We start from the raw sequence: 22,672 nt of genomic DNA on the forward strand, positions 1-22,672 counted from the left end.
TCAAACGGTTTTCCGCCTGATACGCCACAGAAGCAGCGCTGTCATCCCCAGCCAGACCAGAGCCAGCGAAAACCACGTGATCGCATATTCCAGATGGTCATTGGGAATGCCCGATGAATCGACCGGCTGCGGCAGGATCGCCGGGCTGGCCGGATCGACGCCCCGCGTAACGATCAACACCGGCTCGGTGCCCAGCACATCGGCCATGGCCTCCACGTCGCGGGCGAACCAGATATTCTTTTCCAGATCCGGCGCCGGGGTGAAACTGTCGGTCTCCTGTGGCCAGTGCAGATTGCCGGTCACGGTCACGGCACCGGCGGGCAACGCACCCGGATCGGCCTCCAGCGGCAGAAAACCGCGGTCCACCATCACCCGGCGCCCCCCGGTTTCCAACACATGGATCAGCCGGTACCCCGCCCCCACCTGCTTGACGCTGCTCAGCACCCGCACGGCCTGCGGCAACAGCGTGCCCGTGGCGCGCACCGGCAGATAGCGGTCGGCCACAGGATCGGGCGCGGCGGGCAGGGCCACCGGCGCGGCACTGATACGCGCGTCGATCTCGGCCAGGACGGCCTCTTTCCACGCCAGCCGCTGCACCTGCCACAGGCCCAGCCCCACCAGAACGGCGATACCGAACACGCCAAACAGAACCGGCACAATCATGCGTCGTGTCATCTCATCCCCTCGCGAAAAAGGCGCAGGTTTCCGCCGCGCCTTCCTCTTCTTGGCAAAAATACTCTCGCCGAAGGCATCGGTCCGTCAGGACCGACCGGCTCAGCCGCCCCAGATATAGATCGAGGCGAACAGGAACAGCCAGACGACATCCACGAAATGCCAGTACCAGGCGGCCGCTTCGAAACCGACATGCTGTTCCGGTGTGAAATCGCCCTTCATCACCCGGATCAGGCAGACGAACAGGAAGATCGTGCCGATGATCACATGCGCACCGTGAAACCCGGTGGCCATGAAGAAGTTCGCGCCATAGATGTTGCCCGAAAACCCGAAGGCGGCGTGGCTGTATTCATAGGCCTGGAAAAAGGTGAACAGCATCCCCAGCAGGATCGCGATGATCAGGCCGTTGCGCATGTCCTTGCGGTTGTTTTCATGCACCAGCGCATGGTGCGCCCAGGTCGCCGCCGCGCCCGAACACAGCAGGATCAGCGTGTTGATCAGCGGCAGGTGCCAGGGGTCGAAGGTCTCGATCCCCGCGGGGGGCCAGACACCGTCCACCGCCGGGCTCTCCGGTCCCATCGGATAGAGCGCATGCTTGAAGAAGCTCCAGAACCAGGCCGCGAAGAACATCACTTCCGACATGATGAACAGGATGAACCCATAGCGCAGGCTGATCCGCACCACCGGCGTGTGATCGCCCGCCCGGTCTTCTGTGATGGTGTCGGACCACCAGCCGTACATGACATAGCCCACCATCGCCAGGCCGATCAGGAACATCCACGGCCCGTTGTCGTGGAACAGCATCACCGCGCCATAGAGCATGATGAACGCGCCGACCGCGGCCAGCAGCGGCCAGATCGACGGCTCCAGAATGTGATAGTCGTGGTTCTTTTCGTGCGCCATTCGTCTTACGCTCCCTCGTCGTGACGTTCCGTCATTGTGTTGCGGTACCGGCGGTTCCCGTCGCCAGCGCCGCCTGTGTCTGTTCCACGTCGTCCGGAAGTTCGGATTCGTGGAACGTATAGCTCAAAGTGATGGTGTGGACATATTTTCCTTCGCGGTCATCCACGATTTCAGGGTCCACATAGAAGGTTACCGGCATCTGCACCCGCTCGCCCGGCTGCAGCACCTGCATGCTGAAGCAGAAACAGTCGATCTTGGTGAAGAACCCGCCGGCCGAATAGGGCGCGACGTTATAGCTGGCCGTCCCGGCAATGACCCGGTCGGTCGGGTTGTAGGCCTCGTAGAAGGCCAGCCCCGTCTCGCCGATGCGCAACACCATCTCGCGCTGCACGGGCTTGAATTCCCACGGGAAGTCCCGCTCTTTCGAGGCGTCGAACCGGATCTTGATGGTTTGCTCAAGCACCTCGTCGCTGCCCTCGGCCGCGACCGAGGTTTCACCGCCAAAACCGGTGACCTTGCAAAACAGGTTGTAGGCCGGCACCGCCGCCCAGGCGAGCGAGCCCATCAGCACCACGACGCCGACAAGCTGTACCACCGTCCGAGATTTGCCTGTCAGGGTCATTCGCCGCCCTCCGGCACCGTCAGCGAGGGGCGCACCGCGTGATCGAACGCCTCTATCTTGCCGCCTTCGGACACCTTGACGATCGTCAGGCCAAAGACGATGGCGACAAAGGCCGACAGCACCGCCAACAGCCCGAGATTGCGCCCGAAGCGGCGCTTGTGCAACTCGTGTTCTTCGTGAAACGCAGCCATCACCAGCCTCCCAGCCCGTAAGCCGCCAGCCCCGACTGGGCCATCAGCGCCACAAAATGCAGGAACAGATAATAGAGCGACAATTTGAAGAATGATTTTTCAACCGCGTAGCCATCCGCCTCTGCCGCGCTCTCGTCGCGCCGCCAGATGCGCAGCGCACCCCGGATGAAGGCCACGTTCAGCAGCAGCGAAGCCGCCAGATAGACCGGCCCGCCGATCGAGGTTGCCGCGATCCCCAGCGCCAGCGGCGCCAGCAACAGCGTGTAGACGAGGATATGCACCCGCGTCGCGCGGCGCCCGTGGGTGACGGTCAGCATCGGCACGCCGGCGTTGGAATAGTCATCCTTCATGAACAGCGCCAGCGCCCAGAAATGCGGCGGCGTCCACATGAAGATCAGCGCGAACATCAACACCGACTCGACGCTGACACCACCGGTCGCCACGGCCCAGCCGATCATCGGGGGGAGTGCCCCGGCGGCACCGCCGATCACGATGTTCTGCGGCGTCGAGCGCTTCAGCCACATCGTGTAGATGACCGCGTAGAAGAAGATGGTAAAGGCCAGCAGCCCCGCCGCGACCCAGTTCGACGCGAGCCAAAGCATCACAACGGCAAAACCCGAAAGGGTCAGCCCCAGGCCCAGCGCCTCGCCCGGCGCGACCCGGCCCGACGGCACGGGGCGGCCCTGGGTCCGCCGCATCACGCTGTCGATATCGGCATCCCACCACATGTTCAGCGCCCCGGACGCGCCGCCGCCGATGGCGATGAACAGGATCGCGGTGAAGGCCACCATCGGATGCACCGAAACCGGCGCCACGACCAGCCCCGCCAGCGCCGTGAACACCACGAGCGACATCACGCGGGGCTTCAGAAGCGCCACGTAATCGCCGAAGCTCGCCTCGGGATTTTGATCAAAGACGGCGGTTGTATCGGTCATTCTGTCCTCCTGCCAGGGGCGGGCGCGCCGGCCCGGCCCCCGAAGGCATTACTCGGCAGACGCAACCGTGACGGCGCGCGGCTTGCCGGCATATTCCTCGATGGCACCATCGAGCCATTTTTCGTAATCGGCCTGGCTGACCGCCTTCACGGTGATCGGCATATAGGCGTGGGACTGGCCGCAAAGCTCGGAGCACTGGCCGAAATAGATGCCTTCCATGCCTTCATCCACCTTGAACCACAGCTCGGCCAGACGGCCCGGCACCGCGTCCTGCTTGACGCCGAAGGCCGGCATCGCCCAGGAATGGATCACATCCGCGCCGGTGACCTGCACAACGACGGTCTTGCCGGTGGGCACCACCATGGCGGTGTCGGTGGCCAGCAGATATTGCTCTTTGTCATAGCCGTAATCGGCCAGTTCATCCTTCTCCAGCATGTAGCTGTCGAAGGCGAATTCGTGATCGGGATATTCATAGCCCCAGTACCACTGAAAGCCGGTGACCTTCACGGTCACGTCCGCATCCGGAATCTCCTGCTGCTTGAACAGAACCGGCAGCGAGAAGGCCCCGATGAACACGAGAATCAGAATCGGCACCACCGTCCAGGCCACCTCGATCGGGGAATGGTGTGTGAAGGTGGCGGGCTTGGGGTTCATCCGGCTGTTGTAGCGCAGGATGACGATCGCCAGCAGCGCCACGACAAAGACGGTAATCGCGGTGATGATGATCAGGATCAGATGGTCCAGCCCCTGCAGATCACGGGCGAGTTCCGTCGCCGCGGGCTGAAATCCAAGGGCGCGCGGCTCTGGCTGACCGATGATCTTCAGGCCCTCGAGCCCGTCCTGCGCCATCGCCGAAGTCGCCGCCATCGAAGCCGCACCTGCGGCCCAGAGGCCGGAAAGCAAAGTTGAAATCCGCATGTTCTTTCCCTGTACGTAGTGCGACCCATGGCCGCTGAACGGAAGCTGATTTTCGAGCATCCGTTGTGTTCCCGGCCCCAAAAACCATATTAGGTCGGATGAAACAAGCAAATCTGTTGCGGCATTGGGCCGCGACTTGATCCAAGTCAAAGACGTATCTGGGACACATAAATGAACCACCCGAGATTCATGCCTTTCTCTGACGCGCTCGACGAGGCGCGCGCCCTGGCCACCCTGCGCGCCGCCACCGACGGCGCCGATGACGGAGAGCTGTTCCTGGAACGCCGCCGCTCCGAGGCGCTGGTTTTCGACGACGGGCGAATCAAGACCGCCAGCTACGACGCCTCCGAAGGCTTCGGCCTGCGCGCGGTGCGCGGCGAAACCGCGGGCTATGCCCATTCCACCGAGATCAGCGAAGCCGCGCTGAAACGTGCCGCCGAAACCGCGCGGCTGGCGGTGGGCGATGGCGGCGGGGTTCTGGCCCCCGCCCCTCAGCACACCAACCGCCGCCTCTATTCCGACGCCGACCCGATGGAAGACGCGGAATTCCCGGTCAAGATCGAAACCCTGCGCGAGATCGACGCCTTCGCCCGTGCGATGGACCCGCGCGTGGTGCAGGTTTCCGCCACGTTGGCCGCCTCGCTGCAGGAAGTCTACATCCTGCGCCCCGACGGCGCGCTGCTGCACGATACCCGGCCGATGACGCGGCTGAACGTCTCCGTCATCGTCGAGCAGAATGGCCGGCGCGAAAGCGGTGGGCATGGCGGCGGCGGGCGCGTGGGCCTGACCGGGCTGATCGACCCGGCCCATTGGCAGGCCACCGCGCGCGAGGCGCTGCGCATCGCGCTGGTCAACCTCGAGGCGGTCCCGGCCCCCGCGGGCGTGATGGACGTGGCGCTTGGCGCCGGCTGGCCCGGCATCCTGCTGCACGAGGCCGTGGGCCACGGGCTCGAGGGCGATTTCAACCGCAAGGGCTCTTCCGCCTTTGCCGGGCGGATCGGCCAGCGGGTGGCGTCCAAGGGCGTGACCGTTCTGGATGACGGCACAATCCCCGACCGGCGCGGCTCGCTCACCTTCGATGACGAGGGCACGCCCAGCTCGAAGACAACGCTGATCGAAGACGGGATTCTGGTCGGCTACATGCAGGATCGCCAGAACGCCCGCCTGATGGGGATGGAGCCCACCGGCAACGGGCGGCGCGAAAGCTATGCGCATGTCCCGATGCCGCGCATGACCAACACCATCATGCTGGGCGGCGATGCCGATCCGGCGGATATCGTGGCCGATGTGAAGGACGGCATCTACGCCGTGGGGTTCGGCGGCGGGCAGGTGGATATCACCAACGGCAAGTTCGTGTTCTCCTGCACCGAAGCCTACCGGGTACAGAACGGCCGGATCGGCGCGCCGGTGAAGGGCGCCACGCTGATCGGCGACGGCCCTGCGGCGATGCAGAAGATCCGCGCCATCGGCAATGACATGGCGCTGGACCCCGGCATCGGCAATTGCGGCAAGGCGGGCCAGTGGGTGCCGGTGGGCGTGGGCCAGCCGACGCTGCTGATCGGCGGGCTGACGGTGGGCGGGTCGGCGGCATGACCGCCTGACCGAAAAAATTTGAATTGAACAGCGGCGGATTCACCACCCGTTAACCCTCTTGGCGGAACACTGACCTCGTGAATGAGCGGAGTCGTGCAGCCAGTGGACATATATTCTTCCACCCACCCCCTCGCACCACCCACCCAGGAAGAGGACCTGGTGGCGTGGCTCCGTCTCATTCGGTCGCGCCGTGTCGGCGCGACCACCTTTTTCAGGCTGATGGCAGAGCATGGCAGCGCCGATGCCGCCCTCGCCGCCCTGCCCGAACTCGCCCGCAGCGCCGGCGTGGAACACTATGGCGCCTGCCCGCGTGACGATGCCCTGCGCGAGCTTGCGGCGGGTCGCGCCGCCGGTGCGCGGCTGATCGCCTTCGGCACACCCGGCTACCCCGCCGCGCTGACCGATATCCCCGACCCGCCACCGATGCTATGGGCGCGCGGCCGGGCCGATCTGCTGCGGCGCCCGCAGGTGGCGCTGGTCGGGGCGCGCAACGCCTCTTCGCTCGGCACACGCATGACGCGCAAACTGGCCGAAGGGCTGGGGGCCGCCGGGATGGTCACCGTTTCGGGGCTGGCGCGTGGCGTCGATACGGCCGCGCATCTCGCCTCGCTCGACACCGGAACCATCGCGGTCATGGCCGGCGGGGTTGATGTCATCTATCCGGCCGAGAATACCGAGCTTGCCGGAAAGATCGCCGCGCAGGGCCTGCTGCTGTCGGAACAGCCCGTCGGGCTCACCCCGCAGGCGCGGCATTTCCCGCAACGCAACCGCATCATCTCGGGCCTGGCGCGCGCCGTGATCGTGGTCGAGGCCGCAGCCCGCTCGGGCAGCCTGATCACCGCGAAAAACGCGCTCGATCAGGGGCGCGAGGTTCTGGCGGTGCCCGGCCACCCGTTCGACGCGCGCGCCTCGGGCTGCAACATGCTGATCCGCGACGGCGCGACACTGGTGCGCGGCGACAGTGACGTGCTCGAGGCGCTCGGCGTACCCGCGGAACCCGCCGCGCCCGCACAGCCGGCCCGGTTTCCCGAAATCCCGCCGGGGCCCGCGCGCCGCGTCCGCGCGGCGGCAGAGATCCCGCAGCTTCACGCCGAAATCCTGTCGCGGCTCGGCCCGTCGCCGCTGGCCGAGGATCAGCTGATCCGCGATCTGGACCTGCCCGCCGGGGCGGTCACGCCTGAATTGCTGACCCTGGAGCTGGACGGGCGGATCACCAGGCAGGCGGGCGGCCTGTTGTCGCGGGCCGACTGAACCCGCCCGGCCGGGCAGAGATATAGGCCACGGCAGGCTGTCCGGCAGAGTACGGGCGCAACACCCACGGGGCCATCCCACGGCAAACAGACGCCGGCTCCGGGCAGGGCGCCCAGATGGCGCGCCAAGCGCTCTTTCACCGCAAAACAGCGATGGCCACCCCGCCGCGCCCCCGATGCCCCGATATTCACCACTATAGTGGTGCGGCCGGCCGCACCCGGTGGCAGTGTCGCCAACGCATTGACAATCTCGCCGCATGCGCCACATCTTGCGCCGCCATGGGCCCCCTGCCCGACTCGAAAGGAAATTCATGCCTGTTGTCGTTGTTGAGTCCCCAGCCAAAGCCAAGACAATCAATAAATATCTGGGCTCCGACTACACTGTGCTTGCCTCCTACGGCCATGTCCGAGACCTGCCGCCGAAGGACGGGTCGGTGGATACCGAGCATGATTTCGAGATGAAATGGGAAGTGGCCAGTGACAGCAAGAAACATGTCAAGGCCATCGCCGACGCCCTGAAAGACGACAACACCCTGATCCTCGCCACCGACCCCGACCGCGAAGGAGAGGCGATCAGTTGGCATCTCGAGGAAACCCTGCGCAAGCGCAAGGCGATCAAGAAAGACACCGCTGTCAGCCGCGTGGTGTTCAATGCCATCACCAAATCCGCCGTCACCGAGGCGATGAAGAACCCGCGCCAGGTCGACGAACCGCTGGTTCACGCCTATCTGGCCCGCCGCGCGCTGGATTACCTGGTGGGCTTCAACCTGTCGCCGGTGCTGTGGCGCAAGCTGCCCGGCGCGAAATCGGCGGGCCGGGTGCAATCGGTCTGCCTGCGCCTGATCGTCGAGCGCGAGATGGAGATCGAGGCGTTCCGCGCCCGCGAATACTGGACGGTCAAGGCGATCCTGACCACCCCGCGCGGCCAGAGCTATGAGGCGCGGCTGACGGTACTGGGCGGCAAGAAGCTCGATAAGTTCGATCTGGCCAACGAAACCGCCGCTGAACTGGCGGTGCAGGCGATCAACAGCCGCGATCTGACGGTGAAATCGGTCGAGGCGAAACCCGCCAGCCGCAACCCCAGCGCGCCGTTCATGACCTCGACCCTGCAGCAGGAGGCGAGCCGCAAGTTCGGCTTCGGCGCGCGCCAGACCATGAGCACGGCGCAGCGCCTCTATGAGGCGGGCTATATCACCTACATGCGGACCGATGGCATCGACATGGCGCCCGAGGCGGTGATGGCCGCGCGCGACGCGATCAAGGATCGCTATGGCGAGGATTACGTGCCCAAAAGCCCGCGCATGTACAAGAACAAGGCCAAGAACGCGCAGGAAGCGCATGAATGTATCCGCCCCACCGACATGACCCGCGACGCGGCCAGCCTCAAGGTGTCGGAGCCCGACCAGCGCAAGCTTTACGATCTGATCTGGAAACGCACGCTGGCCAGCCAGATGGCCGCCGCCCGGATGGAGCGTACCACGGTCGACGTGGGCAGCGCCGACGGCCAGGTCGAGCTGCGCGCCACCGGCCAGGTCGTGTTGTTCGACGGGTTCATGAAGGTCTACGAAGAAGGCCGCGACGATGTGGTGGTCGACGATGACGACAAGCGCTTGCCGCAGATCGCGCAGGGCGAACCCGCGGCCAAGCAAAGCGTGACCCCGGAGCAGCATTTCACCCAGCCGCCGCCGCGCTATACCGAGGCCACGCTGGTCAAGCGGATGGAAGAGCTGGGCATCGGGCGCCCCTCCACCTACGCGTCGATCGTGACCACGATCCAGGATCGCGGTTATGTGAAGAAAGACCAGAACCGCCTGATCCCCGAAGACAAGGGCCGGCTGGTAACGGCCTTTCTGGAGAATTACTTCCGCAAATACGTGGGCTATGACTTCACCGCCGATCTTGAATCCGAACTGGATGACATTTCCGCCGGCGAGCGCGATTACCATGAGGTCCTCGCGCGGTTCTGGCGTGATTTTTCGGCCGCGATCGCCGAAACCGCCGATCTGCGCATCACCGAGGTTCTGGACAAGATCGACGAGGTTCTGGCGCCGCATCTGTTCCCGCCCAAGGAAGATGGCACCGATCCGCGGCTCTGCCCCAAATGCGGCGCCGGGCGGCTGAACCTGAAAACCGCGCGCTCCGGCGGGGCGTTCATCGGTTGCTCGAACTATCCCGAATGCCGCTATACCCGGCCGCTGTCGGCCCCCAACGGCGATGACGGCAGCGCCGAGCTGGATGGCAAGATCCTGGGCCATGACGGCGAAGAGGAAATCACCCTGCGCATGGGCCGTTTCGGCCCCTATGTGCAGCGCGGCGAGCCGACCGAAGAGGTACCCAAACCGCCGCGCGCCTCTCTGCCCAAGGGCTGGGAGCCGGCTGAGATCGATCTGGACAAGGCGCTGCTGCTGCTCAGCCTGCCGCGCGAGATCGGGCCGCACCCGGAGGATGGCGAGCCGGTCGAGGCGGGCATCGGGCGCTATGGCCCTTATGTCAAACACGGGCGCATCTACGCCAACCTGCCCGATGTCGAAGAGGTTTTCACCGTCGGCATGAACCGCGCGGTCGAGGTGCTGGCCCAGAAAGCCGCCAAGACGGGGCGCGGGCGCGCCGCCGCCAAGCCGCTGAAGGAGTTGGGCGAGCATCCCGAAAAGGGCGGCGCGGTCAATGTGATGGAGGGGCGCTACGGCCCTTATGTCAAATGGGAAAAGGTGAATGCCACCCTGCCCAAGGACGTCGAGCCGGCGGATGTGACCATGGAAATGGCGGTCGGGCTGATCGCTGAAAAGGCGGCCAAGAAGGGCGGGCGAAAGAAGAAATAGCCCCCTGCCCGTGTGCCGCCGGCCCTTGCGGGGGCGACCGGCGCCGCTTGTTCGGAATTACGAAGGGCCAATTCATTGACTCTGCGGAACACCGGCGTCAAAACATCCGACAATTACGCTCTTGGGGAGACATCCATGAAAAAGGTTTACGGCTCGGCGTCAGAGGCTCTTGATGGGCTTCTGTTCGACGGCATGTTCATCGCGGCGGGGGGCTTTGGCCTGTGCGGCATTCCCGAACTTCTGATTGACGCGATCAAGACGGCGGGAACCAAAGACCTGACCTTCGCCTCCAACAACGCCGGGGTTGATGATTTCGGCATCGGCCTGCTGCTGCAGACCAAGCAGGTCAAGAAGATGATCAGCTCCTACGTGGGCGAGAACGCCGAATTCATGCGCCAGTACCTGTCAGGCGAGCTGGAGCTGGAGTTCAACCCGCAGGGCACCCTGGCCGAGCGCATGCGCGCCGGCGGCGCCGGCATCCCCGGGTTCTACACCAAGACCGGCGTCGGCACCGTGATCGCCGATGGCAAGGAACACAAGGACTTCGACGGCGAGACCTACATACTGGAGCAGGGTATCGTCGCCGATCTGGCCATCGTGAAGGCCTGGAAGGCGGATGCGACCGGCAACTTGGTGTTCCGCAAGACCGCGCGCAACTTCAACGCGCCCGCCGCCACCTGCGGCAAGATCTGTGTGGCCGAGGTGGAAGAGATCGTGCCGACCGGCAGCCTGGACCCCGATTGTATCCACCTGCCCGGCATCTATGTGCATCGCCTGATCGCGGGCGAGCACGAAAAACGCATCGAACAGCGCACCACGCGCCCTGCGGCATAAGGAGAGCGTATCATGTGGGATCGTAATCAAATGGCCGCCCGCGCGGCGCAGGAGCTGGAAGACGGCTGGTATGTGAACCTTGGCATCGGCATTCCGACGCTGGTGTCGAACTACATCCCCGAGGGCGTGCATGTGACGCTGCAATCGGAAAACGGGATGCTGGGCATGGGCCCCTTCCCGACCGAGGATGAGGTGGATGCCGATCTGATCAACGCCGGCAAGCAGACGATCACCGAGCTGCCGCAGACCGCCTATTTCGACAGCGCGACAAGCTTTGCGATGATCCGTGGCGGCAAGATCGCGATGGCGATCCTGGGCGCGATGGAAGTGGCCGAGAATGGCGATCTGGCCAACTGGATGATCCCGGGCAAGCTGGTCAAGGGCATGGGCGGCGCGATGGATCTGGTGGCAGGCGTAGGCCGTGTGGTCGTGGTCATGGACCACACCAACAAGCATGGCGACAGCAAGCTGCTGAAGGAATGCACGCTGCCGCTGACCGGCAAGGGCGTGGTGGACCGGATCATCACCAATCTGGGCGTTCTGGATGTGGTGGAGGGCGGCCTGAAGATCGTCGAGACCGCCGAGGGCGTCACCGAGCAAGAACTGCGCGCCGCCACCGAGGCAACCATCGTCGGCTGATCGGCCAGACGCCGGAACGATAGACGAGGGCCAACCGGCCCTCGTTGTTTTTTTCACGGGTGCCTTCGCCCCGTTTATCCGTCGGCGTCATTCTTCAACTGGTCGAAGATCGCGGCGGCGCGGGCGTTGACGATGCCATTGCCAGCCACGGTGCCGGTGTTGCCCACGAACAGGCGATCATTGCCATCATCGCTCGCGGCGTTGAGGTTGGCGAAAATCTCGGCCGCAGAGGAATTGACGGCACCCCGACTGGCGGGACCCGAGTGTCCGGCAGTCGTCGGCAGAACGGCCCCGGATTTCGCGAACAGCCGGTCATTGCCATCGTCGCTTTGGCGCGAGATATCCGTGCTGATCCGCGCGGCCGTGCCATTCACATAACCAGAGGCGTCAAACGTACCGGCAAAGACCGGGGCGGAAACACCGACGAGCAGAGCGGTTGTCAGAGCAAGTTTTTTCATTTCGGTCATCCTTTTGAATTTCGACATGGCGGGGATATTCCCGCCTTGTGAACCTTAGTTGGGTGGGATGACTCCTCCCTTCAACGCACAAAAGCGTGAGCATTATCAGCAATTTGTTCAAATCTGCACATAAGCTGTGGAAATTTGGAACGTTGTAAACGCAGCAGGGCTGAGCAGGATCAGAGCGTATCAAGCGCCCGCAGGACACAACCGTCGCTGATCAGCTCTGGCGGGGTCGCGCACAGGCCGCGCGCCACGGTCCAGGCTGACAGGACCTTGGGAACATAGTCGCGCGTCTCTGGATAATCGGGCACGCCGCCATTGTCGCTGACAGCGGTTTCGCCCGCGTTATAGGCCGCCAGCACCAGAACCGGGTCGCGCTCGAAGGCCGACATCAGCCAGTCCAGATAAGCCACACCCGCGCGGATGTTCTGCGACGGGTCCGACGGATCCTCGATCCCGAACCGCGCGGCGGTGGCGGGCATCAGCTGCATCAGCCCCGACGCACCCTTGGGGCTGACGGCATCGGCGCTGCCGCCGCTTTCAACCCCGATCACGGCAAGAACCAGCGCCGGCGACACCTGCGTGCCCGCCGTGGCGATCAGGATTTCCGCCCCGAACTCCTGGGCGATCTGCTGCAGATCCCCAAGCCGGGGCGCATGAACGCGCGCCCCGCCCGGCCCGTTTGCCAAGGCTGCCACCGCCGGGCCCAGCCGCCCGGGCGCACTGTCCTGCCGGGCCGGAGAGACCACCTCCCAGTACCAGCCGTAGCGCGCCCCTCCAGCCGGGGGTGCCTCTGCCGCCTCTTCGCCGGGCGGCGGCGTGAAGGGTTTGGGCGCGATCTGGACCGTGATCCGCCGCGATGCGCCCGGCGCCGGGGGCTTTGCCCGTTTGAACGTGAACTCCGGAAACGGCGGCGGCGCCTCGCCCAGCCCCGGCGTCGCGGCCAGCGCGGCCGCAATGAGAATGACGGAACCTGTGCGGCGCATCTATCGGATCCTGCTCCAATCCGGCGTTGTTTGGAAAATTATCGCAAAATTCCTCTTTTGATACCACCAAAAGCATGACGCTGCGGCAGGTGACAGACGATTCCCGACCCGGAAAAGCTGTACCTCGGGGACCTTCGGAAAAAATCTTATCACTTTTTTTCGTTTATAATCAGTATGTTATAAAGATCCACCCCGACTTTTCCGGGCTTACAAAAATTGTCTTAACTGCGCCCAACTCCTGCCCCAATCCAACGGCTTATTAGGGCCATGCCACGGCGGGGATCGGGCCAACACAGAGGCCGGCCCGAGACGATCCAAAGAGGCGAACTGAAACGAGCTAACGATCTTAACTGAGAGGGACTTCCAATGAAACTGTTCGAAATGATCAAAAACTTCCACAATGACGAATCCGGCGCCGTGACCGTTGACTGGGTTGTGCTGACCGCTGCGGTCGTTGGCCTGGGCTTCGCTGTTCTGGGCACCGTCAAGGGCGGCCTGACCACTCTGGGTTCCGCCATCTCCACCGAAGTTGGTGGTGTAACGGTTGCTGCCGGCGACTAATGCGCGCCCCGGCATCCGCCGACGAAAATCAAATGCCGCGCCTCAGGGTGCGGCATTTTCCTTTTGAAACAAACAGTTTCGCTAAAACCCAAATCGCCGATCAACCAGCAGGATATGGCCATTTTTTCGCCCCAATATGCAGGCAGTGTCGCCGCCGAGAGGGTTGTGGGCGCAAGGTCCGTCGAAGGTCTGCGACCGGATCGCGTGGCGGCAAGAGCACTATGGAGAGCGCAATGCGCAGCAGTTTGAAAACATTTCTAGCCGCCGAAGACGGTGCCGTCACCGTCGATTGGGTGGTGCTGACCGCGGCCGTGGTCGGCATGGCCTTTGCCGTCATGGTGATCTTCAACAACGGCCCGGCCAACCTGGCCACGACCTTTGCCACGAAGGTCGGCGCGATTTCGGTGAAGGCGGGAGACTGATCGCCCGCCACCTGAGGGGCGAACGGACAACGCTCTGTTCACGGTTTCGCAAAAGTCCTTTCTTTGGCCGCGTTGGGCCCAAGCTTTTGCCGCAATTTCAGGGCAGGGTTTAATCGACAAACAAGCATCGCTTTGACCGGCCTGAAACGGGCGACGGACATGCGAAAATTACGAGGGTGAATGTATCATGCGGCTGGTATTTGGTTTGGTTCTGCTTGTCGGTTTGGGGCTCGCGGGGTTCGCGGTTTACATGGCCCAGGGGTATATCTCGCAATATCAGGTCGCGTTGGCGCAGGAGAAATCGGCGCGCGCGAACCAGATCAAGCTGACAGAGATCTACGTCGCCAACCGCGCCCTGGCCTATGGCGAAACCTTCACGCTTGAAGACGCGACGCTGGTCAAATGGCCGGCCGAGGTTGTGCCCGAGGGCGCATTCGCGACCGAGGATGAGCTTTTCCCCGAAGGCGCCGAAAATGCCCGCACCGTGCTGCGCCCGATCGAAGCCAACGAACCGCTTCTGGCCATCAAGGTCACTGCCCCCGGCGAAGACGCGGGCATCACCTCGCGCCTGAGCAAGGGCATGCGTGCCTTCGCCATCAGCGTCGACGTGAAATCCGGCGTCTCCGGCTTTCTGCGCCCCGGCGACCGGGTCGATGTCTACTGGACAGGCTCTGTCCGGGAACGCGCCAAGGTGACCAAGCTGATCGAGGCCGGCGTGCGCCTGATCGCCGTGGACCAGACCGCCGACGAAAACCGCTCCAGCCCCGCCATCGCCCGCACCGTAACGGTCGAGGCCAGCCCGCGGCAGGTCGCGGCCCTGGCGCAGGCCCAATCGACCGGGCAGCTCTCGCTGTCGCTGGTCGGCGCCCAGGACGAGACGGTTTCCTCGGCTGTCGAGATCGACCAGAACCAGCTTCTGGGCATCGAGGAAGAGCAAAAAGTCGTCGAGGCAGCGAAACCCGAGGTCTGCACCATCCGGACGCGGCGCGGATCCGAGGTGCTGGAAATCCCGATCCCCTGCACCAACTAAACGCCTGAGAACAACAGCTTGGCGCGGCTTCACCGGATGGGGAGCCGCGCTTTTCCGTTCTGTGGCAAAACCCGTCTGTTGCGCCTTATCCACATAAGTATCCGCGCCCAACCGCTTGATTCTTGCAAAAAAACGACAATTGCCGCATTCTGCGCGGTAACAGGGCAAAAAAGACCCGCATTGAGGCGTGATCGGAGAGGCAGGATCACATGAATTTAAAGACGTTCTTTCAGGCGGCCCTTCTCGGCGCCGCCATGAATCTTGGTCACGCACCCGTCGCGGGCGCGGAAACGCTTCGGGTGATGCAGGGCAGCGCGTCCAGCAAACTCAGCGTGCCGATGAACCAGGCCGTTGTCGTGGAAAGCGATGTGGCCTTCGCCGAATTGTCCATCGCCAACCCTTCGATCGCCGATATCTCCACCTTGTCGGATCGCACCATCTATGTACTGGGCAGGGAGCCGGGCCGCACCACGCTGACGCTGCTCGGGCCGGACGGCCGCCTGATCACCAATGTCGAGATCCGCGTGACCGCCGATGTCAGCGAACTGAAAGAGCGGCTGCGCGAAGTCATCCCGGGCGAGGCCATCGAGGTGCGCCCGGCCAATGACGGCCTGGTGCTGTCGGGCACCGTTTCCTCTTCGCTCGTGGTCGACCGGGCGCTTGATCTGGCGCAGCGCTATGCGCCGGGGCGGGTCTCCAACCTGATGATGGTCGGCGGCAGCCAGCAGGTGCTGCTGAAGGTGCGCTTTGCCGAAATGAACCGCTCGGTCCGCAAGAGCCTGTCGGCCAGCATGGCCGTCAACGGCATCGGCAGCGGCGGCGATATCGGCTATACCGGCGGCAACGGCACCTTTACCGAAGGCGACAATCTGCTCAACCTGTTCGACGGCGACAGCGCCACCAACGTGGGACGCACGGGCGAGAGCACGGGCGTTTTTTCCTTCGGCATCGGCGCCGGTGATGTTGAATTCGCCATCCTGCTGGAAGCGCTGGAAACCAAGGGCTTCGTGCGCACCCTGGCCGAACCGAACCTCACGGCCCTGTCGGGCCAGAAGGCCGAATTCCTGGCCGGTGGCGAATATCCCATCCCGGTTGCCAATGAAAACGGCGCCATCAGCGTCGATTTCCGCAAATTCGGCATCGTGCTTGAATTCACGCCGCGCGTGGTCGGGCCGAACATCAACCTGCGCATGAACGCAGAGGTCAGCGGCGTCGACCCCTCGGTCAGCTACACCGACGGCGCCGTGTCGATCGCCGGTTTTTCCAAGCGCTCGACGGCGACCACCGTGGAAATGCATGATGGCGAAAGCTTTGCCATCGCCGGCCTGTTGCAGGATGATTTCTCTTCGCTCAAGGGGCAGGTTCCCTGGCTGGGTGACATCCCGATCCTCGGCGCGCTGTTCCGCAGCTCCGAGTATAACCGGCAGCAAAGTGAACTGGTGATCATCGTCACCGCGCATCTGGTGACCCCGACCACCGGAGAGGCATTCGCCCTGCCGACCGACCGTGTGCGCCCCCCCACCGAAAGCGAATTGTTCCTGTTCGGCCAGGTCGCCGCCCCCAACCGCCCCAGAAACGGCCCCGCGGGCGAGGTCGCCCGGCAGGATTTTTCGGGCTCCTACGGCTATGTGATGGAGTGATGGCCATGCGCGCGCCCTTTGCCCTTGTGACGACTGCCGCACTCATGACGCTGGGCGCCTGTTCGCCGCAAAGCGCGATCAGCTTCTATTCGCCCGCCGGCGCCACGCTGGACGATGGCAGCTTCGGAAACTCGACCGTGAACAATATCCAGGTGATGACAGGCGCGCGGAACCTCGCGGTCAGCCTGTCGCGCAAATTCGCGGCCGAAGTGCCCAGCACGGTCAATTTCGCCTTCAACAGCGCCGCGCTGGACGCCGACGCACAGGCCGCCCTGCGGTTGCAGGCCGCGTGGATCAAGGAATATTCGCTGGCAAAGTTCCGCGTCTATGGCCACACCGACAAGGTCGGCTCCGACGGCTACAACAAGGCGCTCGGCCTGCGCCGCGCGCGCACAGTGGTGAACTTCCTCGTGGCGCAGGGCATTTCCCGAGATCGGCTGGAGGCGGTCGTCTCTTACGGGGAAACCCAGCCGCTGATCGTGACCGAAGGCCGCGAACGCCGCAACCGCCGCACCGTGACCGAGGTGTCGGGTTTTCTGAAGCCGCGTGAACAGCTGCTCGACGGCAAATACGCCCTGTTCGAGTATGACGAATACATCCGCAGCGCCAACGAGATCAACACGGATGTGTCGCTTGAGCCGGATGCAGCCGCCGAAGAGCGCTGAGGCATGCGGGAAAGGCGGCTCTGCGCCGCCCTTCCACCTGCCCCGATCACCCAACAATTTCGGTTTTTAAGCCGTAATGTTGCCCAGATTACCATCCATCTTTTCCTGGAGTGAGCAGCAGATACGGCGCTGAGTCGTATCGGGATGGCTGTGGTGTGGGGAACGGAAAAAAATGAGATCGTCCCTCGAACGCGCCGCGGTGTCCTGCAACGGAAGGATGCATGAGCAATGACGGGCAGTGCAGCACTAATGCCAGAGCCGGCGCCGATCGTCGCCTGTACGGTGTCGCGGGATGTGCAGGATTTCGACCTTCTGATCGAGGATATGGAGGCCGAACTGGGGGAAAGCTGGGGGGATCTGTCATTTGACGATGCCGCCGCCTTCTTTACCCAACCTGATGCCGCCGGGCTGGAATTCGTGGCCATTGCTGTGGACAACCGGGATGAGCAGCAGCTCGGCTTCATCGGAGAGCTGATCCGCACCGCCAAGGAAAACCGCATCCGCGTGATCCTGATCGCCAGTGACGTCGGCGCCATGGCCCTGCATCAGTTGCTGCGTCTCGGCGCGGATGATTTCGTGCCCTACCCCCTGCCCGAGGGCGCGCTGCATGAATCGATCGAACGTCTGCGCACACCTGCGCCTGCGCCGCAACCCGCGCTGCCCGTCGCCACACATCCCGGCGAGTTCAGCAAGGCGCGCGGGCATGTGGCGGATCGCAACGGCATCGTGCTGCCGGTTCACGGCCTTGCGGGCGGTGTCGGCGCCTCCACATTCGCGGTGAACCTGGCGTGGGAGCTGGCCACCGTCACCAAGGAAGACGCGCCCAAGGTCTGCCTGCTTGACCTTGATCTGCAGTTCGGGTCGGCGTCGACCTATCTTGACCTGCCCCGCCGCGAAGCGGTCTACGAGCTGTTGGCCGACACCGCGTCGATGGACAACGAAAGCTTCATGCAGGCCATGCTGACCTTCAACGAAAAGCTGCATGTCCTGACCGCGCCGGCCGACATGCTGCCGCTGGAAATTCTGGCCTCGGAGGATGTCGCCCGGCTGATCGACACCGCCCGCGCGAATTTCGACTTCGTGATCATCGATATGCCCAAGACTCTTGTGCAGTGGACGGAAACCGCGCTGAGCCAGGCCCAAGTCTATTTCGCGCTGCTGGAGCTGGACATGCGATCGGCACAAAACACGCTGCGCATGATACGGGCGCTGAAAAGCGAAGAGCTGCCGTATGAAAAACTGCGCTACGTGCTGAACCGCGCGCCGAAATTCACCGATCTTTCCGGAAAGAGCCGCGCCAAGCGCATGGCCGAAAACCTGGATATCGACATCGAGATCATGCTGCCCGAAGGCGGCAAACCGGTCGCCCAGGCCGCCGATCACGGCCTGCCGCTGGCCGAAAGCGCGCCGAAAGCGCTTCTGCGCAAGGAAATTCACAAACTGGCCGTTTCGCTGCACGAGCATGCGCTGCAGGCGGCCGCGGCGGCGGGATGACCCGCCGCAACAGGTAGAGAGTCGAGCCATGTTTTCGCGTTATAAAAAACCAGCAGCGGGCGCAGGAACCCCGCCTTCCGCCGGACAGGCGGCGGCGCAGCCCACCCCCCAGGCCGCGGCGCCCCGCCCGACCATGGCCAAGCAAAAGCCCAAGCCGCCGGCCCAGCCCGTCCAGAGCGACAAGGACCGCAAGCGCAAGGAGCGGCTGGGCGAGATCAAGGTCGAGCTGCACCGGCGCCTGCTGGAAGACCTGAACCTTGCCGCCCTCGAACGGGCGAGCGAGGCCGATCTGAAGGCCGAGATTCAGTCGATCTCTTCAGAAGCGCTGGCCGAGATGAGCGTCGTTCTGAACAAGGAAGAACGCGGCGCGCTGAACCAGGATCTGTTCGACGAGGTGATGGGCCTGGGCCCACTGGAAACGCTTCTGAAGGACGACACGGTCAACGATATCCTGGTCAACGGCCCGCAACAGATCTTCGTGGAACGTTCGGGCAAGCTGGAACTCACCGAAATCACCTTCAAGGATGAAAAGCACCTGCTGCGGATCATCGACAAGATCGTGTCGGCCGTGGGCCGCCGGGTCGATGAATCCAATCCTTATGTTGACGCCCGCCTGGCCGACGGGTCGCGCTTCAACGCGATGGTGCCGCCGATCGCGGTGGATGGCAGCCTGGTTTCCATCCGGAAGTTCAAGAAGGAAAAGCTGGGCATTGACGATCTGGTCAGGTTCGGCGCCTTCACCGAGGAAATGGCCGTTTACCTTCAGGCCGCCGTGGCCTGCCGCCTGAACGTGATCGTGTCGGGCGGCACCGGGTCGGGCAAGACCACCACGCTGAACGCGCTGTCGTCGTTCATCGACAATTCCGAACGCATCCTGACGATCGAGGATACCGCCGAACTTCAGCTCCAGCAGACCCATGTCGGCCGGATGGAAAGCCGCCCCGCCAACGTCGAGGGCAAGGGCGCGGTCACCCAGCGCGACTGTCTGCGCAACGCCCTGCGGATGCGCCCCGACCGCATCATCGTCGGCGAGACCCGCGGCGAGGAAGTGATCGACATGCTGCAGGCGATGAACACCGGCCACGACGGGTCGATGACCACGATCCACGCCAACTCTGCCCGCGACGGCGTATCGCGTCTGGAAAACATGATCGCGATGGCGGGCATCGAAATGCCGCTGAAAGCCGTGCGCAGCCAGATTTCCAGCGCCGTGAACCTGATCGTGCAGGCCAGCCGCCTGCAGGACGGCAGCCGCCGCATGGTCTCGATCACCGAGATCACCGGCATGGAGGGCGAGGTGATCTCGATGCAGGAAGTGTTCCGCTACGAGCGGCTCGGGCTGGCGCCGGATGGCAAGATCATCGGCCGCTTCAACGCCACCGGCGTGCGCTCGCACTATTCCCAGCGCTTCAAGCAATGGGGCTATGACCTGCCACCAACCATCTTTGAACCCATCGCCGCGGAGTGAACGCACATGGTGCTCAGCGCAGAACCGATTATCTATGGCCTGATCTTCGTCGGCGTTCTGGCGCTGGTCGAGGGGCTGTATCTGACTGTCTTCGGCAAATCCATCAGTCTGAACAGCCGCGTGAACCGCCGGCTGGACATGCTGGAAAAGGGCGCCGACCGTGAACAGGTTCTGGAGCAGCTCCGCAAGGAGATGAGCCAGCATCTGAACGCCCGCGGCATCCCGCTCTATTCGATCCTGGCCGACAAGGCGCAGAAGGCGAACATCGCCTTTTCGCCCAAGGCGCTGATCATGATCATGGGGCTGTTGTCGGTGCTGGCTTTCCTGGGCCTGACCGTGGGCACCAGCGCATCGCTGCCGGCGCGGCTTCTGGTGTCTGTCGGGATGGGTGTGGGGGCGGTGTTCGTCTGGGTCAGCAACAAGGCCAAGAAACGCCTGAGCCTGGTCGAGGAACAGCTTCCCGAAGCTGTCGAACTGATGGTGCGCAGCCTGCGCGTGGGCCATCCGTTTTCCTCGGCGGTCAGTATCGTGGCTAAAGAGGTGCCCGACCCGCTGGGCACCGAGTTCGGCATGATCGCCGACGAAGCCGCCTATGGCCGCGACGTGTCGGAAAGCCTCAAGGATCTGGCCGAACGCATGGATATGCAGGATCTGCGTTTCCTCGCGGTGGCGGTGACGATCCAGCAGCAATCCGGCGGCAACCTGGCCGAGATCCTGGAAGGTCTGGCCAAGGTGATCCGCGCCCGGTTCAAGCTGTTTCGCAGGGTCAAGGCGATCACGGCGGAATCGAAATGGTCGGGCATGTTCCTGTCGGCCTTCCCGGTCATCGCCATCGTGGTGATCAACATCCTCAAGCCCGATTATTATGACGATGTAATCGACACCCCGGTCTTTATTCCGGCGGCCATCGCCGTGGGCGTGTTTCTGGTGATGAACGTGGTCTTCATGAAGATCATGGTCAACATCAAGGTATAGCGAGAACGGACACGGAAATGTTCAACACACTCACCCGCCTGCTGACGGAAAAACTGGGCCCGCTCGGGCCGCTCTATGCGGTTGGCATTCTGGGCGTCGTCTTCATCGCGCTGGCCCTTCCGATGCTGCTCAAGCGCAAGCCCGACCCGCTCGACCGGCTCAAGGCCGCGGGCGCAACCGCGCGCCAGACCAAGACGCAGAAGAAGGACGCGGACGAGGTGCGCCTGCGGCACGGCTCCAAATCGAGCGAAAAGCTCGACAAGTTCGCCACCTTTCTCGAGCCGCAGGATGAAGAGGAACTGACGGCGTCGCGGCTGAAGCTTCTGCGTGCCGGGTACCGCTCGAAATCGGCGGTGCGCACCTTCCACTTCGCGCAATTCGCGCTCGGGCTGGGGTTCCTGTTCCTGGGGGTGCTCTATGTGGTCATCCTGTCGGCCACCAGCGACGTGTCGATGCAAAAGGTGGTTCTGTCGATCCTGGTGCCGGGCGGGGCGGGATACTTCCTGCCGAAATACTGGGTCGAGCGGCGCGTTCAATCGCGGCAGGAACAGATCACCAACGGCTTTCCCGACAGCCTCGACATGATGCTTGTCTGCGTCGAGGCCGGGCAATCTCTCGATCAGTCGATCATCCGTGTGTCCAAGGAGCTGCGCGCCGGCTTTCCGGCGCTGGCCGAGGAATTCGAGATCGTGTCTTACGAGATCAAGGCCGGCAAGGACAAGATCACCGTGCTCAAGGACATGGGCGAGCGCTGCGGCGTGATGGACATTTCCTCTTTCGTGACCGTGCTGGTGCAATCGGCCACCTTCGGCACCTCGATCGCCGATGCGCTGCGGGTCTATGCCGGTGAAATGCGCGACAAACGTGTCATGCGGGCCGAGGAAAAGGCCAACAAGTTGCCCACAAAGCTCACCCTTGGTACGATGATGTTCACGCTTCCGCCTTTGTTGATTATTCTGATCGGACCTTCGGTTTATGGTATTGCGCAAATGATGGGCAACGTAGAATTCTGATTGCATGATCACGGCGCGGGCGGGGGTATTCACATTGGTCTGGCTTCTGGCCGCCTGTCAGACGACGGGCGGCCTTTCGCCTGTCTACAAGGGGCTTGCCCCGCCCCCCGGCACGCCGCGTATCACCGAGGCGGTTGACGGGCTGGTCGTCGGGCACAGGCTGATGGCGGCCGGGGAATACGAGCTGGCGCTGAAAGCCTATCTGCGCGCCGCGGCCGAAAACGGCACCGACGCGGATGTGTTCTCGGCCCTCGGCTCGGCCAACCTGCGGCTGGGCCGTCTGGGCCAGGCCGAAATCCTGTTGCGCGAAGCCATCAAGCGGGACGAGGAATTCGTGCCGGCCTGGAACAATCTGGGCGTCGTGCTGATGGAACAGGGCAAACCGGGCGAAGCGCGGCTGGTGTTCCAGAACGCCTTCGCGCTGGACAGCGCACAATCCGATGAAATCCGTGAAAACCTGCGCTTGGCTATCGCAAAATCGGAAAATCCCGCGTATGATGAGGGTGATAATAATAATTTCGATCTGGTGCGGCGGGGCGACGGGCGTTACCTGCTTCTCTCCACACCCTGAGGACAGAGCA

Annotated in this window: 23 protein-coding genes; 15 read left to right on the top strand and 8 right to left on the bottom strand. The window is 63.6% G+C overall.

All coding sequences use genetic code 11. The features are described from left to right. The 6 genes from GGR17_RS01755 to coxB form a co-directional block, all read right to left on the bottom strand. The gene (locus GGR17_RS01755) at nt 1-675 is read right to left on the bottom strand and encodes an SURF1 family protein (protein WP_054538338.1); all 675 of its coding nucleotides are present in this window, start codon (nt 673-675) and stop codon (nt 1-3) included. Nucleotides 676-774: 99 nt separating this feature from the next. Continuing rightward, a complete protein-coding gene (locus GGR17_RS01760) occupies nt 775-1,575 on the bottom strand; it encodes a cytochrome c oxidase subunit 3 (protein WP_037204314.1) in 801 nt (266 codons plus the stop codon). A 31-nt stretch (nt 1,576-1,606) separates the two neighbouring features. Next, complete coding sequence (locus GGR17_RS01765; RefSeq protein WP_054538337.1) at nt 1,607-2,197, bottom strand: cytochrome c oxidase assembly protein; 591 nt, start codon at nt 2,195-2,197, stop codon at nt 1,607-1,609. Then, entirely contained in the window at nt 2,194-2,388 is a 195-nt protein-coding gene (locus GGR17_RS01770; RefSeq protein WP_054538336.1) for a hypothetical protein, read from the bottom strand. Before GGR17_RS01770 ends, GGR17_RS01765 begins: the two co-directional genes overlap by 4 nt. Next, a complete protein-coding gene (cyoE, locus tag GGR17_RS01775) occupies nt 2,388-3,323 on the bottom strand; it encodes a heme o synthase (protein ID WP_054538335.1) in 936 nt (311 codons plus the stop codon). The genes GGR17_RS01770 and cyoE overlap by 1 nt, the downstream gene beginning before the upstream one ends. 48 nt (nt 3,324-3,371) lie before the next feature. Beyond that, nucleotides 3,372-4,241 carry a cytochrome c oxidase subunit II gene (coxB, locus tag GGR17_RS01780; RefSeq protein ID WP_054540335.1) on the bottom strand — a complete coding sequence of 290 codons (870 nt, stop codon included), beginning with the start codon at nt 4,239-4,241 and terminating at the stop codon, nt 3,372-3,374. A 171-nt stretch (nt 4,242-4,412) separates the two neighbouring features. Here coxB and tldD point away from each other — a divergent pair, with 171 nt between their 5' ends. The 5 genes from tldD to GGR17_RS01805 all read left to right on the top strand — a co-directional run bounded on the left by tldD (nt 4,413) and on the right by GGR17_RS01805 (nt 11,376). Next, the gene (gene tldD / locus GGR17_RS01785) at nt 4,413-5,834 is read left to right on the top strand and encodes a metalloprotease TldD (RefSeq protein ID WP_054538334.1); all 1,422 of its coding nucleotides are present in this window, start codon (nt 4,413-4,415) and stop codon (nt 5,832-5,834) included. A 159-nt stretch (nt 5,835-5,993) separates the two neighbouring features. Continuing rightward, nucleotides 5,994-7,085, top strand: coding sequence for a DNA-processing protein DprA (gene dprA, locus GGR17_RS01790; protein WP_255353391.1), 1,092 nt, complete (start codon nt 5,994-5,996; stop codon nt 7,083-7,085). A gap of 310 nt (nt 7,086-7,395) precedes the next feature. Beyond that, nucleotides 7,396-9,903, top strand: coding sequence for a type I DNA topoisomerase (gene topA, locus GGR17_RS01795; protein WP_054538333.1), 2,508 nt, complete (start codon nt 7,396-7,398; stop codon nt 9,901-9,903). 135 nt (nt 9,904-10,038) lie between these two features. Next, nucleotides 10,039-10,737, top strand: a complete 699-nt coding sequence (locus GGR17_RS01800; RefSeq protein WP_054538332.1) for a CoA transferase subunit A — start codon at nt 10,039-10,041, stop codon at nt 10,735-10,737. A gap of 9 nt (nt 10,738-10,746) precedes the next feature. Then, nucleotides 10,747-11,376: a 3-oxoacid CoA-transferase subunit B gene (locus tag GGR17_RS01805; protein WP_054538331.1), complete on the top strand. Its 630-nt coding sequence runs from the start codon at nt 10,747-10,749 to the stop codon at nt 11,374-11,376. A 74-nt stretch (nt 11,377-11,450) separates the two neighbouring features. Here GGR17_RS01805 and GGR17_RS01810 read toward each other — a convergent pair whose 3' ends face one another. Together GGR17_RS01810 and GGR17_RS01815 are read right to left on the bottom strand one after the other, a co-directional pair. After that, on the bottom strand, nt 11,451-11,834 hold the full coding sequence (locus GGR17_RS01810) for a hypothetical protein (RefSeq protein WP_157445518.1): 384 nt from the start codon (nt 11,832-11,834) through the stop codon (nt 11,451-11,453). A gap of 179 nt (nt 11,835-12,013) precedes the next feature. Then, complete coding sequence (locus GGR17_RS01815; protein WP_054538329.1) at nt 12,014-12,823, bottom strand: lytic transglycosylase domain-containing protein; 810 nt, start codon at nt 12,821-12,823, stop codon at nt 12,014-12,016. A gap of 366 nt (nt 12,824-13,189) precedes the next feature. Between GGR17_RS01815 and GGR17_RS01820 the strand changes: the two genes are divergently transcribed. The 10 genes from GGR17_RS01820 (at nt 13,190) to GGR17_RS01865 (ending at nt 22,662) form a co-directional block, all read left to right on the top strand. Then, nucleotides 13,190-13,384 (top strand): Flp family type IVb pilin, encoded by a 195-nt coding sequence (locus GGR17_RS01820; protein WP_054538328.1) that lies wholly within the window; start codon nt 13,190-13,192, stop codon nt 13,382-13,384. A 233-nt stretch (nt 13,385-13,617) separates the two neighbouring features. Further along, a complete protein-coding gene (locus tag GGR17_RS01825) occupies nt 13,618-13,806 on the top strand; it encodes a hypothetical protein (RefSeq protein WP_037209672.1) in 189 nt (62 codons plus the stop codon). A 187-nt stretch (nt 13,807-13,993) separates the two neighbouring features. Continuing rightward, on the top strand, nt 13,994-14,836 hold the full coding sequence (cpaB, locus tag GGR17_RS01830) for a Flp pilus assembly protein CpaB (RefSeq protein ID WP_054538327.1): 843 nt from the start codon (nt 13,994-13,996) through the stop codon (nt 14,834-14,836). A gap of 209 nt (nt 14,837-15,045) precedes the next feature. Continuing rightward, a complete protein-coding gene (locus GGR17_RS01835) occupies nt 15,046-16,476 on the top strand; it encodes a type II and III secretion system protein family protein (RefSeq protein WP_054538326.1) in 1,431 nt (476 codons plus the stop codon). Nucleotides 16,477-16,481: 5 nt separating this feature from the next. Next, complete coding sequence (locus GGR17_RS01840; RefSeq protein WP_054540333.1) at nt 16,482-17,141, top strand: OmpA family protein; 660 nt, start codon at nt 16,482-16,484, stop codon at nt 17,139-17,141. A 228-nt stretch (nt 17,142-17,369) separates the two neighbouring features. Further along, the gene (locus tag GGR17_RS01845) at nt 17,370-18,635 is read left to right on the top strand and encodes an AAA family ATPase (protein ID WP_054538325.1); all 1,266 of its coding nucleotides are present in this window, start codon (nt 17,370-17,372) and stop codon (nt 18,633-18,635) included. A gap of 28 nt (nt 18,636-18,663) precedes the next feature. Further along, the gene (locus GGR17_RS01850) at nt 18,664-20,103 is read left to right on the top strand and encodes a CpaF family protein (RefSeq protein ID WP_037209682.1); all 1,440 of its coding nucleotides are present in this window, start codon (nt 18,664-18,666) and stop codon (nt 20,101-20,103) included. Nucleotides 20,104-20,109: 6 nt separating this feature from the next. After that, a complete protein-coding gene (locus tag GGR17_RS01855) occupies nt 20,110-21,078 on the top strand; it encodes a type II secretion system F family protein (protein ID WP_054538324.1) in 969 nt (322 codons plus the stop codon). A gap of 17 nt (nt 21,079-21,095) precedes the next feature. After that, nucleotides 21,096-22,091: a type II secretion system F family protein gene (locus GGR17_RS01860; protein ID WP_054538323.1), complete on the top strand. Its 996-nt coding sequence runs from the start codon at nt 21,096-21,098 to the stop codon at nt 22,089-22,091. A 4-nt stretch (nt 22,092-22,095) separates the two neighbouring features. Continuing rightward, the gene (locus GGR17_RS01865) at nt 22,096-22,662 is read left to right on the top strand and encodes a tetratricopeptide repeat protein (protein ID WP_054538322.1); all 567 of its coding nucleotides are present in this window, start codon (nt 22,096-22,098) and stop codon (nt 22,660-22,662) included. The last annotated feature ends 10 nt before the right edge of the window (nt 22,663-22,672 follow it).

The organism is Actibacterium naphthalenivorans (assembly GCF_014196965.1).
Classification (GTDB): domain Bacteria; phylum Pseudomonadota; class Alphaproteobacteria; order Rhodobacterales; family Rhodobacteraceae; genus Actibacterium_A; species Actibacterium_A naphthalenivorans.